A 14,971-nucleotide genomic window follows, 5' to 3' on the forward strand; every position below is an offset into this window, starting at 1 on the left:
ACTTACAATTTTAATTGTTATTGTGGGATGGGCGTCCCGCCCGTCCACTCATGACGGGCGGGACGCCCATCCCACAACAGGGTAAGCTCATCTAATTTGGTATAAATTGTACTTGACAAAAAGGGCAAGATATAAAAGAGCATCCTGTCAAGAGCGGTTCTTTGAACCCATTTGAGATATTTTGACGATCGACAGATAAGGAACGATCGAGAGATAAGGGGCGAGGGAGAGATAAGGGGCGAGGGAGAGATAACGGGCCAGCGAGAGATAACGGGCGATCAACTCGCAGCCTCAAAGATGTCAAATGGGTTCTATAATAGTGCTTCATCGGTGTCACGAATGGTGAGGAAAAATCCATGGAGAAAGGATTCGAGCGTGTTGTGAATGAGGCAAAATCATCACCGAAACCCGACAGGTCTCAACCGCTCTCAATGCAACACTTACAAGCTTGCTTATCAACTTATTTTGATGACATCCCAGATCCAAGAGTAGACCGAACAAAACAACATTTACTTAAAGACATTCTGGTCATTACCATATTAGCTGTGATCGCAGGAGCCCAGGGATGGGAAGACATCGAAAATTATGGACTCAGCAAGCAGCAATGGTTAAAAGAATTTTTAGAGTTACCAAATGGCATCCCCAGCGATGATACATTTCGTCGGGTCTTTGAAAAACTAGATCCGAAAGTTTTAGAGCAGAAGTTATCGCAATGGTTGCAACAAATTATGGGTTCAGTCTTGCAAGAAATTATTCCCATAGATGGCAAAAGTTTGCGGGGTTCTTACGATAGAGAGAAAGGTTTAAAAAACTTACATTTAGTGACAGCTTGGGCGAGCCAACAACGTTTGGTACTCGGGCAAGTCAAAGTAGAAGACCATTCCAATGAAATCACAGCAATTCCAGCCCTACTAGAACTACTCGACATTGCCGGGGCGATTATCACCATTGATGCGATGGGGACTCAAACAGAAATAGTCCGACTGATTCGTCAGAAAAAAGCCGATTATGTCGTGGCACTAAAAAGCAATCATCCCACTCTTTACAATAAGCGTGAAAGACTGGTTTGAGACTGCAAAAAGTCAGGAATTCAGGGAAAGTGAAATGAGTTATGATTCCCGAACCGAAAAGGGTCATCATCGCGTCGAAACTCGAAAAGTCTGGGCGGTATCAGTTGCCCAATTAGGAGGACTTTACAAGCAAGAACAATGGGCTGGATTACGCACTATTGTTATTGTTGAAAGAGTCCGTCATCTTTGGAACAAAACCACTCGTGAGGTGCAGTTTTACCTAAGTTCTTTGCCAGTAGATGCCCAGCTCAATGGTCGTGCTATTCGCCAACACTGGGGCATTGAAAACCAAGTGCATTGGAGTTTAGATGTGACTTTTAATGAAGATAAATCCCGGATTCGCTCGTTAAATAGTCCTCAGAACTTCGCTCTGGTAAGACGGATTGCCCTTAATGCGGTCAACCAAGAAACAACTCTCCAGCGTAGCCTGCGACAAAAAATCAAACGGGCTGCGATGAACAATGACTATATGATGCAAATTCTCAAGTGCTTTTGTCAAGCATGATTGAGATGCTCTTACCCTGCATCCCACAAACTTGTGGAAGTTATTTAATTCTCATTCCTAAGAGTGCCGGAATTGCCGTAATCTCGTTGGAATGATCCTCAACTTTAACTTGCCCTAAAACTAAACGCTGTTCACTTGCCCAAGCCGTGACCAAATGCAAAGCTTTTACGCCTTGATTACGGTTGACGCACCCTACTGGCCTCGTTAGTGGTTTAAATACTCCACAGCTTACCATTGGGTAATTCGAGAAATTCCTCTAACCATTACTGTTTAGCGATGCCATAATTTTCCATGTCTTCCCAACCTTCGGCACCGCCAATGACTGCTAAAATAGAGATTACTAAAATATCTTTTAATGAGTGTTTTTGGGTTCTTTGAACTCTGGGGTCCGGGATTTCTGCTACATAATTCAATAAATTGGCTTGGATGTCGCCCAGATGTGTTAAATGTCGTTTTTCTGCTCTTTTGGCTTGAGATTTTACAGCGAGTTTCAATATAGGTGCAAAACCCTTTGTCATTGTCTTTGACTCCGTTTCAACTTGATTGACTTTGTTAAGATTCAAACTTGATTATAGGTTTGAGTTCGGTGCACAGATATAGCTCCTATTGGCGGCTTTTTGTCAAGTACAATTTATACCAAATTAGATGAGCTTACCCTGCTTTTATCGATAATTGAGAGACTCTCTTCTGACGCACGCTAGGGCCCTACGACTGACATACCCTACGACTAATTTCTAATTGCTAGTTTTAATTTTTTTCAGGGGATAGCTATCTGCAGGCGAAGCCGACCATTCCCACATTGAACCTGCATAATTCTTAGCATTAAACCCCACATTTGTCAAGACACAAGTCAACCATGCGGAGCGAATTCCCCCGGAGCAATAACTCACAATTTGAGTTGATTGCGAAACTCCTTTTTGCTGCAAAATAGCGACAATTTCCCCACGATCCAGCAGTTTTCCTTGTCGATCCATTAACTGTTTGTAATAGAGGTGAACCGCACCGGGAATGTGGCCGCCCCGCTTTTCTCCGTAAGGCGTTTTACCTGCATATTCTCGCGGCTCTCTGGCGTCAATAATGACTAAATTCTCATCTCCTAAAATAGCTTTCAATTCATCCCGCTGAATTTCCCAATTCGAGAGGCGAGATATTACCAAATCTCCTGTTTTTGGTGGATTGTTTGCTGCTTTTAATCGATTAATTCCAGCTTTGATTAAAGCTCGATATCCTCCATCGACAAAAACTGCTTTTTCGTGTCCCAAACTCCGCAACATCCAAACAATTCGCCCGTCTTCGCCCCACCCTTTCACCGCATCGGCAACGACTATGACAGGTTTGTCTTGACAAATACCAATTGCTTGCAGTTTTTGAGTTAAAACTGTGTTATTTTCGATAATTTTTCCCTTGTGGGGAAAGTCCGATCGCGAAAATTCCTGCCAAGTTACGGGAATAGCTGGTGGGAGACGGCAAAACCACTTTAAAATAGGTGCGCGAGCATCTAGTAAAGTAGCTTCTTGTTCCAGTAATTGCTTAGCTAAAGCTGCATTTACTATCCAGTTATTTGGTAAATTACCCAGTAAATTAGACATAATTTATTGAGTAACTTTGGCTGTATTAGCACCGCAGGCTAAAACCCCTTTGGTATTAGTTGGATTAGCTGGTTTAGTCTTGCCAGGAGCAGCATTTATACACAAGATTGTTTGGGTCTTGTTTGCCACCAAAAACACTCCCCCCACAACACTTTTGAGATTAGCTTGCTTCGATACTCCGTAGTTAAATACAGCACCTTTTTTCACCATGCCGATCGAGTAGGTGTAATTGGCTGAGTTAGGTTTAAATTGGAGACCGAGATAAACCAATAGATTGGAAACTGAACTGGTAAAGCCTGCTTTTTCTGCATAGTAAACTTGCTGGGCTTTATTCATCGAACCCACAAAGTTTTTCGCTTGTAATTCCTTAGCTTTAAGCGTTTGTGAAACTTGAGCTTCGGAGACTGGACTGAAAACAACTGGCAGAGTTAGAGCTGCGATCGCAACTTTGAGCTGCCAGTTGCGGCTGCTATAAATCCTGCTTAATTTCACAGATACCCGGTGGAATGAGCAGTTGAGAAACATATAATTAAACTAATTGTTTTGCCTGAAACTGTTTCAACGCCCCAGGAGCAACCGTACCGTGTTCTGTGATTATTCCCGATATTAACTCCGCCGGAGTTACGTCAAAAGCGGGATTGTAAAATTCAACTCCCACAGGACAAATTCGCGTAGTTCCAACTTGATACATTTCAACTGGATCGCGTTCTTCAATGGGGATTTGGCTGCCGTCGGAAAGTTCAAAATCAATTGTGGACAGAGGCGCGGCAACAAAGAAAGGAACGTTGTGAGCTTTGGCAACAATTGCTAAACTGTAAGTGCCAATTTTATTGGCGGCGTCGCCGTTAGCAGCAATTCTGTCTGCACCGACAACTACTGCGTGAATCATTCCGAGTTTCATGCAGTGGGCGGCCATATTGTCAGCTATTAATGTGACAGGAATTCCTTCTTGCACGCATTCCCAAGTGGTCAGTTTTGCACCTTGGAGACGGGGCCGAGTTTCGTCTGCAAAAACTCTTCCAAGTCTTCCTTCTCGCCAAGCAGAACGAAATACACCTAAAGCAGTTCCGTAGCCGGCTGTTGCTAATGCACCTGCATTGCAGTGAGTTAGTAAGTTCAATTTTTCGGGTGTAGCTGGCAGAACTTCTAAACCTTTGTCGCCGATATCTTTACAAGTTTGCAAGTCTTCTGCTTGAATGGTTTTGGCCATTTCTAACAAACTTTTTTGGATTTGTTCGACGGAACCGCTAGTTTGATTTGCTGTTTTGAGCATTCGCGATATTGCCCAAAACAAATTAACTGCTGTGGGACGAGTGGAACCCAATAACTCCCCAACTTGTTCTAGTTTAGTTAAAAACTCGGTACGATCGCCCGTTTCGATTTCTCGCGCCCCCAAATACATCCCGTAGGCTGCTGCAACCCCGATCGCCGGAGCACCTCGGACTATCATAGTTTTAATCGCCTCAGCCATATCTTCGTAGCGGCTAATTTCGACTACACCGTATTCTTTCGGGAGTCGGTTTTGGTCAATTAGCAGAACTCGGTCTTCCATCCAAGTGACGGGGGAAACAGGGGAGTTTTGAGGGGTCATCTATTTCAATTATGTGAGGGACAAGTTTCTATGATGCCATGAAGGCGACTATTCCCGCCACTTCGATCGACAAAACCCGCCTAATTAAGCGGGTTTTGTAGTTTTCCTAAATAGTTTCACTCTTGGGCAACGATCAAACAATCACTCTCCACTTTAGACAGCATATCTGGAAACGCTGAGGTGTAATTGCCATCTTTGTCTACAACCCTGCGAAGTATATATCCATTGTCAGCAGGTCTGCCGAAAAACGAGTTTGTGCGATGCCAGATATCTCCATTCGGAGTGTTTGGATCTCGATCGATCAAAAAATCTACAAGCCACTGCGGCACAGAGAATCCAAACACTATCGGCGTAATGTGCCCGTGCTGCAAAGTTGCATCCGAGAATCGGAACAAGTAGCTGAAGCGAGAAAATTTGACTAAATAAATTAACATCCGTCCCGCCATTGATGAATGAAATGTCCAGATAACAGGGTCAATCGATTTTAGATTTTAGATTTTAGATTTTAGATTGAGCCCACGGATAAATGCGAGGGCTTGAGGATTTTTGATTTTCGATTTTGGATTGATTCCACGGATAAATCACGTGGCGGGTACCACATGAAGAAATTCCTGGTCAAAAACGCGCAGCAATAACGTCCGTTCGTCAGCATTCCAGTCTGAACTGTACATCGTCAAACAATCGTCTGGTAAAACATTCCCGTCCATAAAAAAGATACCTTGCAGCACTTCAGGTAACTCCGCTGGATGTTCTACTTTCATCCAATTCGCGATGTCTTTTAGTTGCTTGTGTTTGATTAACATGGTATTATTTATCCTCAAATTAGTTGTGTTTTGGTTTCCTATTGGATACCCCCTTGATTTCTGAGTTTATCGCTCGATAGTTTATGTGGCGTGCGGTTTCAACTCACATCTTGCACCATTCTCAATAAGGCTTTTATGTGCGGGCAGGATGCCCACCCCACAAGCAATTAATTCTTTGTGGAACAGGCCGGAAAGCCTGTTCTTGACAATGGTGCAATATCTCAGTCTCAACCGCTGTCTGATGCGAGCTTTTGGATTAATTACCGCCGCAAATTCGGCTCTGAGGCTCGTCGCACTTTGCCTACCGTACTCACGACATCCACCAGCATCTTGAGTGCGATGTCTTTACCGGGGCAAATCCGTCCCGCACTCCGATCGCCCACGGAATGAAAACCCATATGAAAAGGGCACAGATTCTCCCGCTTAGCGTTGAATTCGTATACCGTAGAGCCCCAGAAACCCTCGTCTAGCAGCCCCAAACTGAGCGGTATCAGTACCTTGGTTCCGGCGGGGAAGGTGCGCTCTTTGCCCGCTACCGTTGCGGTGAAGGGCTCTGTCGCGACTCGGTGCGTGGCGCTGACGGGAGCCCAGAGGCGGGCGCATTCGAGGAGGAAAAGCTCGATCGACTGGCGATCGTCCAAATCGAGCTGATCCCAAAAATCAGTCGGGTTAATTTTGGCCGTCTGCTGTCCTTTATAGGCGGGGAGAGGGCGGTATCCCATTGCCGTGTAGCCTAGGTGCAGGGGGCCTTGCAGTCCCGCTATGCCCATAATTGATGTCATCAGCTTTGCTAATTCCCGCTTAGTCATGCCGTTGTTTTCCGAGCTCTCCTCGAAGTTGGCTAAAGCTGGCGAATTTTCATAGATAGTCGCTGCACGCTCGATTAGAGTGGACAAATCCCCGTGTCCAAACAGGTTCAGGCTTTGCAGCAGGTTCCCGATGACGGCGAAGTAGTGCAGCGGGCTTTGGCGGGTGTAATGCAATTCGGTGAGAAGTTCGATCGACTCTGAATCGTCTGGATTAATCCCAAAGATGACGTAGTGCAGGTATCGGACTAAAAATCCCATCCAACCGCGCTTGACATGGGTAAAAAACGCTCCCCCCGCACCGTGCGACATCTCGGCATAATCTGCGGCTAGCCGATCGAGTAACCGTCGGGCGATTTCGTCTCCTTGGCGATCCGTTGTAGCACTGTTGAAGAGATATTTCTGCATACAGCTTCGGAATGCTGCGTGGTTGCTGCTAGCATCAGTTTCACGATCGGACAAAGACAGCAGGAAAAGGTTTCTGCCGCCGACATCTTGGTTGGGGGCGCTATCGGGATCGAGTACAGAAGTACCCAGCCGCCATCCGCGCGCCTGGGGCGATGTGAGTGCTTTTTCCAGCGTTGCAAACTCTCCCATCACGACTTGCCCCGCGCAGCAAAAGTTGGCTCCGAAAGCCAGCCGTTTTAGTGGCAAATAGGTGGGTTCGTTGGCAATCAAACCCTCAATCAGGGCGATCGGCGGTAGCATCGTTTTGCTGAGACTTTCTTCCGGGTTTTGCAAAGCCCAAACCTGAAACTCGTTCAGGGCCGGGTTCATCAGCGATGAGAAAATAGTATCTAAATTTAGGTTCATCATAATTCCTCCGAGAATCCTTCGCCCTAACGCGCTTTGCAGTTAGCAGCAAGAGGGTATTGAGCGACAATTGAGCGGGATTCAATACCCCCAAAATTACCAAAATCAGTACGTATAGCTCTAGCCATGTTTATTTGCGAACGCAGTGGCAATATAGATATAGTTGTACTGAATATATCTGCGCCCAAGTCTAGCCTTGTCCCGGAGATTGAGTGGAATTTTTAACAATTTCTGGTAAGTATATCTACTTTCTGCCTCTCAAGCTTCTCAAGTATTAGCCCCAATCTCTGAGAGTCGCACCTAACCGTAGATATTTACAAGAACTCGCCCCTACAAAATACTATGGTTTTGTTTGTGCTGATATATTTAGATATAGCGATTCTAAATGAATTGTGTAATTTTTGTAGGGGCAAACCCCCCGTGGTTGCCCCGATCCGTGGGGGGTAGGCACGGGGAGTAGGGGTAGCACTACCCCTACATATTTGTACAACTGATGCGAGGATTGCTATCTAATATTTTAGACTGCTGTATGCTTCTGAATTTAATTGAATAAAATCAGAGAATTAATTACTGAGTATTATTAAATACTAGAGCTAAAAATCCCCAATCCCCAATCCCCAATCCTTGAATTATTCAATTTTTCAATCAATTGAAGTTCCCAATCCCCAATCCCCAATTCTTCAATTCTTTAATCTAAAATCCCAAATCTAAAATCTAAAATCTAAAATCTAAAATCTAAAATCTAAAATCAATTGACGCCCGCTAAAGTTTCCCAGCAGTACAAAAGCACTGTACAGGAAACCCGCAGGCGTCAAAATCAAGCAAACTTAAATCTTAGAAAAGACCCAGTGTGAAAGATTTGTCGATCGGGAAAATAGCACCAATACCCAACCACAGAGTTACCGCAGTTCCCAACAGGAAAACAGTAGTAGCAACAGGGCGGCGGAACGGATTTTGGAACTTGTTAACATTCTCGATGAACGGAATCAAAATCAAGCCCACGGGAACACCGGCCATGCAAGCAATACCCAACAATTTGTTAGGCAAAACGCGCAGGAGTTGGAACACAGGCCACAAATACCATTCCGGCAGAATTTCCAGCGGAGTAGCAAAAGGATTAGCAGCTTCCCCAACCAAAGCCGGGTCTAGTACAGCCAAACCCACGCACAGAGAAATCGTTCCCATGATGACTATAGGGAAAACGTAGAGCAAGTCATTAGGCCAAGCTGGTTCGCCGTAATAGTTGTGACCCATGCCCTTAGCGAGCTTAGCGCGGAGGGCGGGATCGCTCAAATCTGGTTTTTTGATAATAGACATAGTGAGAGTGTTCTCCTTTTAGTTTTACCCGGGCCTGGGATTCCGCTGTATTCGTTAGTCTGAATCAGCGGCGCGATCGCAGGAAGTATTGACCGTAAATAAATATGATGAGTGATGAATTCTGAATTTTCAACTCAAAATGCAGCGGGGGGCAAAAAAAGTACCGCCCCCACAACTCAAAACTTACAACGGGCCAGAGATACCTTGCTTGCGAATCATCAAGAAGTGAGCCAGCATGAACACTACAATCAGCCAAGGCAACACAAAAGTGTGCAAGCTGTAGTAGCGAGTCAAAGTGCCTTGACCGACGCTGACACCGCCGCGCAGCAGTTCAACCATCAAAGAACCGACAAACGGGATAGCTTCGGGGACGCCGGAAACGATTTTAACTGCCCAGTAACCGATTTGATCCCAAGGCAGTGAATAGCCGGTTACGCCGAAAGAAACAGTGATGACTGCCAAGATTACTCCTGTCACCCAGGTTAATTCGCGGGGCTTTTTGAAGCCGCCTGTCAGATAAACCCGGAAGATGTGCAAAATCATCATCAGCACCATCATGCTGGCAGACCAGCGGTGGATGGAGCGGATCAGCCAGCCGAAGTTGACTTCAGTCATCAGGTATTGCACTGAAGAAAAAGCTTCTGCTACCGTGGGACGGTAATAGAAAGTCATGGCGAAGCCGGTGGCAAACTGGATCAGAAAGCAAACTAAAGTAATTCCGCCCAAGCAGTAGAAAATATTGACGTGCGGGGGTACATACTTTGTAGTGATGTCATCGGCGAGCGCCTGAATTTCCAGGCGTTCCTCAAACCACTGGTAGGTTTTAGAGTCGGTGATTTGTTTAGAAAACATGGAGCCAGAATTCCTAAAAGAATATTGCTGTGGTTGAGGTTCAGGGCAGCAGCCACAAGGTTTTTTGTCGCCCCGCGCCGAGCAGCTTGCTTTTACTAGCAAATGCCTGAGGCTATTTTTTAAATTTGGAGCTGACGAAAGGAAATCTCTTGTGCGATCGCCTGCAAGCCCTGGGAAACTAAGCGGTGGCTTGTCCCTACTCGCTGGCGTTGCCCGATCGAATTCCAGACTGTGATAAAAAATGTAACATAATTGCCGTGCAATTTTCACGCGGGCGATCGCTTTTTGGACACTTAAAAGGCTTTTTTCGGAATCTCAACATCCGCCCAAGCTGCTATGGGGGGAAGGCTGAGCTACAGAAAGCAGTCCGAGCCGGAAATCGGTTTGCCGGGAGAGCCCAAATTTCATCTCGATCGCAAAACTTTACCTTTTGGCCCCAAACGCCCTCACGGTCGATCGAGTAGCCCGATCCGGTTCGATCGTACAATCGAATCTTGTTTTGCAGTCAGGACTGCAGTCCTTTCTAACAAAATCTGCTGGCTGCAACCTGCGTATTTCCGTAAAAAAAGTCGGTGATTGGCCCCATCCGCAAAGTTTGATCACAATTGAAAAGAAAGCAAACTTTCCAGAAAAACTGGCAGTATTGGCGAGAAAGGAGTGGGAAGTGGCGGTATCGGAAAGGGAATTTCCGGCAGAGACGGGAAGGATGGAAAGTCTCGCGATGGCGGTGTAAAACCTGTCGAAACGATCGCGCAATCGGATAGACTCACATCTGTAACATTTTTAACGTCGGCGATTAAATCCGATCCGACCAATATCCGAGTTCCCCGTGTGATACCGTCATCATAAGATTCAAATCGGTAAGAGAAGAAGCGAGGGCCGTCACGATCTTGTACGAAGCCAACAACTTGAATTTTGTCACCTTCGACCCGGTTAAAATCCTCAATAACGGCATAGGCATTATCACCGCTATAGAAAAGGTAAGGACGGGCATTTGACGAACCGAGAACAAAGATGTCAGCATCACTTTGCCCGATCAAATAATCGATTTGTGCTACTGTTGAGGAAAAGCCGTAACCCGATATGATGTCATTACCCGGCCCGCCAATCAGGGTATCGCTGCCTTGATTTCCCTCAAGCAAATCGTCTCCTGTATTGGCGTTAATGTAGTCATTATCTAAGTCACCTATTACAGTGTCGTTCCCACTTTCTCCAAACAGGCGATCGTTACCTTTGCCGCCCGTTAAAAAGTCGTTGTTGCTGCCACCAAACAAGCGATCGTCTCCATCTCCTCCGATCGCCGTATCATTGCCTTGACCGCCGATAAGACAGTCATTGCCAGCCCCTCCCAAGATACTATCATTATCGTCTTCTCCTCTGATTAAATCCGCGCCTTCGCCACCCTCAAGAAGATCGTTCCCGGCACCTCCTTCAAGTTTGTCATTGCCTTCGCCACCGCTGAGACTGTCGTTACCAGAGTAGCCCAAAAGGCGATCGTTACCGACTCCACCTGCGAGACTATCATTTCCTACTCCGCCATCTAAAGTGTCATTACCACCCAAACCAAATAGAGTATCATTGCCTCCCAGCCCGCACAGCGAATCATCGCCAATTCCACCGGATAGCAAATTATCGAAATTGTCACCGCATATAACTACCATAAAATTGTCCTCCTGAAAACTATTTCACAATTACAGTCACTCAATTTTAGATTTTGGATTTTAGATTTTGGATTGTTCCCCTCCCTGCAATTTTAAATTTTAAATTTTGAATTTGGTAATGACTTTAGTCCTGATATCAAATCTGTTAGCATCGGATTTATTCCTATCTCTCTTTTATTCATCTGCGTTAATCAGCGTCAATCCCTTGTCCGGGGCGGTTAATACATTCTCTTTTTTTAACCGCAGATTAGGGCAGATAAACACAGATTAACGCAGATGAATTAGAGCGATTCAGGTTGCATCATCCGTGATTGTTGAACAAATATTAGGGACACACAATTTGCCTGTTCCTAATATTTTAACTGAAATCATTGATGCTAATTTGGTTAGCTGTCACGCCATTGAGCGCAGCTAAAATTTCCCCGGTTGCTGTCAAGCTGATTAAGGTTGCACTGTTGCTGGGAATAATAGAAAGTTGCGAGACGGTTAAATTTTCGGCAAGTACGAAGAAGTCGATGCCTGGTTCAAAATCAAAAATGATATCGCTGCCAGAATTGGCTGAAATTAAGAAGCGATCGCTCCCATTTCCTCCTATCAAACTGTCATCGCCGTTTTCACCGCTGAGAAAATCAGATCCGTTACCGCCCAGCAGAATATCGCTAGCTTGACCGCCGTAAAGACTGTCATTGCCTTCCCCTCCACTCAAGCTATCTTGACCGCGATTTCCAAATAGGATATCTTCCCCATTATTGCCGAACAAATTATCGCTTTCTTTGCCGCCGTAAACAGTGTCATTGCCGTCGCCACCGTCGAGGGAATCGTTGCCTTGATTGCCGTGTATCCAGTCGTTGCCGCCAACACCGCTGAGAGTATCATTGCCGCGTTTGCCGGCGATTGTATCGCTGCCGCTGTCGCCGGAGAGGTTATCGTCGCCGTCAGTTCCGGTGAGATTGGAGTTAGCTGCGATCGCATCTATTTCTCCTTCAATCACCGCAACGGCAGGTGTATCGGGCAATGTGGTTTGTTGAATTTTGGTATCTAAGGCAGTACCAGTATTTTCGGCAATAACTTGGGCGATCGATTTCGTACCTGTACCGACTGCTTTTAAGTCTTTAGAGGTTTCACCTAGGGCTACTTTTTGCACGCGGGCAACTTCTCGGTTAACTGAAGCTGTTGCAGTGTTGGATACAACTTGGTCAACGCGCTGATTTGCTGCGGCCATTACCTTAGCTGCATCCGGGGCAATTTGCAACAATTGCTGAGTGTTTAAATCCGAGTCAAATTGTTGGGCTGCTGTGGCGGCGCGATCGACAATTGTTGCTAACTGGTTGGGATCGCTGAGATTGAGAGTTGTCCCCGATTGAATTTGTTGAACGATCGCACTTACAACTGCTTTTACGCTGTCGGTATTGTCCAGAATCGACCCACCGTCTATTAAAGCAGCAGTTTGGGTAATGACGTTTTGTACCTTGACCATTGCAGTCAAAGTTTCTACCCCACCCGCGATCGCGTTTTCGGTAGCTGCGATCGGATCTAAACCCGTTATGTCAACATTAGCGGGAATCGAAAGAGAAGATTTGACGAGAGATTCGGCGCGATCGCTGTCAATTCCTTTGTCAATTAAATCCGCTACTAAACTGGTTAACAAGGTGACAACAGTAGCGTAAGGCGGGGCCGTGACAGGGGTTTCCAAAGGCAAACCAGTTGCCGTATCAATGCCACCGAAAGCAACAATATTGCCTTCCTCTGGATCGAGTTCGCCATTTTGATTTTTGTCGAAAATGGTGGAGTCGAGATCGAGATCGAATTCGCCGTTATCGCCAGTAGTGGCAGAAGGTTCGCTAGCATCGAGGACACCGTTTTTGTTGGCATCGAAAAAGACCGTAGCACCAGCAATATAACCGTCAATCACAAAACCGCCGAGGCCACCACTCTTGAACCGAATTACCTCGCTAACACTCGCGCCAGATTCATCAGTTCCAGTTAATTTCAGCCAATAATTGAACGTTCTTGGGCGAGTCGGGCCTAAATTAATCGTGCGAGTTGCCGAATTAAAAGTTAGCCAGGAAGGCAAAGGAATTTCCGGGAAAGTTGAACCGGCAATTGGTTGGCGGTAGGAACCGCCATTGCGATCGGTTCTCCAGGTAAATGCAGATGAACTTAAAGCGCTAGAATTTGCCAGGGCGATCGAATAATTAATGCTGTCGCCCGGATCGGGGTCAGTATAGGTATTGGCCGCTAAATTAAAAGCATTACCGCTTTGAGAAAAACCTAGCGCTGCACTTTGCGAAAACAGAGAACGATTGACAACTGGCGGGTTGTTGCCGACAATACCTTGAGCCAAAGCCAGCATATCAACGCGCTTGAAGTTTAAGCCAGTATTGATCACGTTATCGTCTTCGTCGTCGCCGTCATTAATCGTGACGCCGCTTGACAGCAAGAAATTCACAAACTCAGTTGGGGTTAGTCGGCGGCCCAAATCTCGCTGCGCTAACTGTTGCGCTAGCACTGCTATTCCAGCAACATGAGGTGCAGCTTGACTGGTACCGGAATAGCTAGTCAAAGGGGTGTTAGGGCCAGCACCCGTAATCAAAGTACCGGGAGCAAAAACGGTTGTTAAAGTGGAGTGGCGCTGAGAATATGGTGTAATGCGATCGGCATCGGTGGTATAGGCGATCGCGCCACCGCCGTGTGTCCGATAACCCCGGTTCGCATCGTACACCGCACCAATTGAGAGTGAGTTAGCATCGGCTGCGGGGTAGGCAACGCCCTGAACGCTGTTATAGCCCAATGGCCCGAAAGCATTACCTGATGCGGAAACAACAATTACATTCCGTGCTGCTAACTCTGCTAGTTCATCGCTAATGCCCCTCGTTTGGGGGGTGTTGTAATTGCCGTTATCACCGAGTGACATATTCACACTGGCGATATTGTACGCCGCTGCATTTTCTACCACCCACTGCAAAGCTTGTTCTATATTCGCGAAAGTGCCGCTGCCCGTATCATCCAAAACTTTGAGATGAATGATGTTAGCACGGGGTGCCATCCCTGTGTGGACTCCATTTTGGGAAGTAGCAATACTAGAGACGTTTGAACCGTGTCCGTCAACGTCGTCAGCTTCGTCATCGCCATAGGCGTAATCGTAATCGTAGACAATGCGATCGGCAATGCCGTCTGAATCACTATCAGAACCAAAGAATGGGTCGTCTAGATCGATGCCAGTATCCAAAATTACTGTTGCAAAACCATTGCCGTCTATTCCGGCAAAACGCGGTGCTGCGCGGAAATCATCGATGTTAATCAGCGGGGCAGATATGTCAGTGGCGGGGGCGAATGTTCCGTCTATAACTGATATCAACTCTCCAGCTTTGTAAACTCGGTCATCTGAACCTGTAGTGGTGATGCCTGGAAGACGGGGTTTAGCAGAGAGATCGAGATTGTAAGGAGTTTCTCCACCGTTGGCTAAGGAGACTCGGACGTAATAAGTACCGTGTTCTAAAGTGCGGTTAATTGACTCGGATGCGGTGCCCAAATTGTTGGAAGTGGCGATCGTATTTCCGCCACTGTCGAGCAACTCAACTTTAGCATCTGCATTCAGTCCGCCCAGCGACAAGTTGAAGTCATTCCTAGCACCTAAACTGAATTTGTAGTAATCATCAATCTTGCTGCTGCTGATAGCATCCTTATAGCTTCCGGTACTGGAACCTACAGTGATTTTTCTGACTAAATTATCAGCAGGTATCGCCGGCGGCATGATGATTTGCACTGGTGTTGGTGTCGGCGGCAAAACTGTAAGCGTTGGTGTTGGTGTCGGCGGAAAAACTGTAGGCGTTGGTGTTGGTGTCGGTGTAATTGGCGATGTTGGTGTTGGTGTTGGTGTCGGTGTAATTGGCGATGTTGGTGTTGGTGTAATTGGTGGTGTTGGCGTCGGTGTTGGCGTCGGTGTAATTGTTGGCGTTGGTGT

The 14,971-nt window shown here is 46.3% G+C and carries 12 protein-coding genes and 3 pseudogenes; 2 read left to right on the forward strand and 13 right to left on the reverse strand.

Going from position 1 to position 14,971, the window contains the following annotated elements; translation table 11 throughout:
- Window positions 1-356: 356 nt before the first annotated feature.
- Window positions 357-1,575, forward strand: a pseudogene (locus QT973_RS17060) (ISAs1 family transposase).
- A 58-nt stretch (window positions 1,576-1,633) separates the two neighbouring features.
- Here the strand turns inward: QT973_RS17060 and QT973_RS27060 are convergent.
- The 10 genes and pseudogenes from QT973_RS27060 to petB form a co-directional block, all read right to left on the reverse strand.
- Window positions 1,634-1,762 (reverse strand): annotated as a pseudogene (locus tag QT973_RS27060) (ISAs1 family transposase); the annotation flags it as partial.
- 79 nt (window positions 1,763-1,841) lie between these two features.
- Window positions 1,842-2,012: pseudogene (locus QT973_RS27065) on the reverse strand (transposase family protein); the annotation flags it as partial.
- A gap of 297 nt (window positions 2,013-2,309) precedes the next feature.
- Window positions 2,310-3,164 carry a rhodanese-like domain-containing protein gene (locus QT973_RS17070; RefSeq protein ID WP_333051814.1) on the reverse strand — a complete coding sequence of 285 codons (855 nt, stop codon included), beginning with the start codon at window positions 3,162-3,164 and terminating at the stop codon, window positions 2,310-2,312.
- Window positions 3,165-3,167: 3 nt separating this feature from the next.
- Entirely contained in the window at window positions 3,168-3,656 is a 489-nt protein-coding gene (locus tag QT973_RS17075) for a type IV pilin-like G/H family protein (RefSeq protein ID WP_333051811.1), read from the reverse strand.
- Window positions 3,657-3,693: 37 nt separating this feature from the next.
- Window positions 3,694-4,755, reverse strand: coding sequence for an S-methyl-5-thioribose-1-phosphate isomerase (gene mtnA / locus QT973_RS17080; RefSeq protein ID WP_333051808.1), 1,062 nt, complete (start codon window positions 4,753-4,755; stop codon window positions 3,694-3,696).
- Between the two features lie 116 nt (window positions 4,756-4,871).
- Window positions 4,872-5,189: a hypothetical protein gene (locus QT973_RS17085; RefSeq protein WP_333051805.1), complete on the reverse strand. Its 318-nt coding sequence runs from the start codon at window positions 5,187-5,189 to the stop codon at window positions 4,872-4,874.
- 147 nt (window positions 5,190-5,336) lie between these two features.
- Complete coding sequence (locus QT973_RS17090) at window positions 5,337-5,558, reverse strand: hypothetical protein (RefSeq protein ID WP_333051803.1); 222 nt, start codon at window positions 5,556-5,558, stop codon at window positions 5,337-5,339.
- 260 nt (window positions 5,559-5,818) lie between these two features.
- A complete protein-coding gene (locus QT973_RS17095; protein ID WP_333051800.1) occupies window positions 5,819-7,180 on the reverse strand; it encodes a cytochrome 450 in 1,362 nt (453 codons plus the stop codon).
- A gap of 831 nt (window positions 7,181-8,011) precedes the next feature.
- Entirely contained in the window at window positions 8,012-8,494 is a 483-nt protein-coding gene (petD, locus tag QT973_RS17100; RefSeq protein WP_333051797.1) for a cytochrome b6-f complex subunit IV, read from the reverse strand.
- Window positions 8,495-8,677: 183 nt separating this feature from the next.
- Window positions 8,678-9,346: a cytochrome b6 gene (gene petB / locus QT973_RS17105; protein WP_015174799.1), complete on the reverse strand. Its 669-nt coding sequence runs from the start codon at window positions 9,344-9,346 to the stop codon at window positions 8,678-8,680.
- A gap of 336 nt (window positions 9,347-9,682) precedes the next feature.
- Between petB and QT973_RS17110 the strand changes: the two genes are divergently transcribed.
- Window positions 9,683-9,922, forward strand: coding sequence for a hypothetical protein (locus tag QT973_RS17110; RefSeq protein ID WP_333209843.1), 240 nt, complete (start codon window positions 9,683-9,685; stop codon window positions 9,920-9,922).
- Window positions 9,923-9,945: 23 nt separating this feature from the next.
- On the opposite strand, the gene QT973_RS17115 is transcribed toward QT973_RS17110, so the two are convergent.
- From QT973_RS17115 to QT973_RS17125, 3 genes are all read right to left on the reverse strand, one after another.
- Window positions 9,946-11,007 carry a calcium-binding protein gene (locus QT973_RS17115; protein ID WP_333391777.1) on the reverse strand — a complete coding sequence of 354 codons (1,062 nt, stop codon included), beginning with the start codon at window positions 11,005-11,007 and terminating at the stop codon, window positions 9,946-9,948.
- A gap of 358 nt (window positions 11,008-11,365) precedes the next feature.
- Entirely contained in the window at window positions 11,366-14,761 is a 3,396-nt protein-coding gene (locus QT973_RS17120; protein WP_333391779.1) for a S8 family serine peptidase, read from the reverse strand.
- Window positions 14,739-14,971 (reverse strand): hypothetical protein (locus QT973_RS17125; RefSeq protein ID WP_333373711.1); only part of this gene is annotated, 233 nt, incomplete at its 5' end. The genes QT973_RS17120 and QT973_RS17125, both read right to left, overlap by 23 nt.

The organism is Microcoleus sp. Z1_A1 (genome assembly GCF_036700305.1).
In the GTDB taxonomy this organism is placed as follows: Bacteria; Cyanobacteriota; Cyanobacteriia; order Cyanobacteriales; family Microcoleaceae; genus Microcoleus.

Coding starts and splice junctions, on each gene's coding strand:
- QT973_RS17095 (WP_333051800.1), bottom strand. CDS start 7,180: ATGATGAACCTAAATTTAGATACTATTTTCTCATCGCTGATGAACCCG.
- QT973_RS17070 (WP_333051814.1), bottom strand. CDS start 3,164: ATGTCTAATTTACTGGGTAATTTACCAAATAACTGGATAGTAAATGCA.
- petB (WP_015174799.1), bottom strand. CDS start 9,346: ATGTTTTCTAAACAAATCACCGACTCTAAAACCTACCAGTGGTTTGAG.
- QT973_RS17090 (WP_333051803.1), bottom strand. CDS start 5,558: ATGTTAATCAAACACAAGCAACTAAAAGACATCGCGAATTGGATGAAA.
- mtnA (WP_333051808.1), bottom strand. CDS start 4,755: ATGACCCCTCAAAACTCCCCTGTTTCCCCCGTCACTTGGATGGAAGAC.
- QT973_RS17120 (WP_333391779.1), bottom strand. CDS start 14,761: ATGCCGCCGGCGATACCTGCTGATAATTTAGTCAGAAAAATCACTGTA.
- QT973_RS17085 (WP_333051805.1), bottom strand. CDS start 5,189: ATGTTAATTTATTTAGTCAAATTTTCTCGCTTCAGCTACTTGTTCCGA.
- QT973_RS17115 (WP_333391777.1), bottom strand. CDS start 11,007: ATGGTAGTTATATGCGGTGACAATTTCGATAATTTGCTATCCGGTGGA.
- QT973_RS17110 (WP_333209843.1), top strand. CDS start 9,683: ATGGGGGGAAGGCTGAGCTACAGAAAGCAGTCCGAGCCGGAAATCGGT.
- petD (WP_333051797.1), bottom strand. CDS start 8,494: ATGTCTATTATCAAAAAACCAGATTTGAGCGATCCCGCCCTCCGCGCT.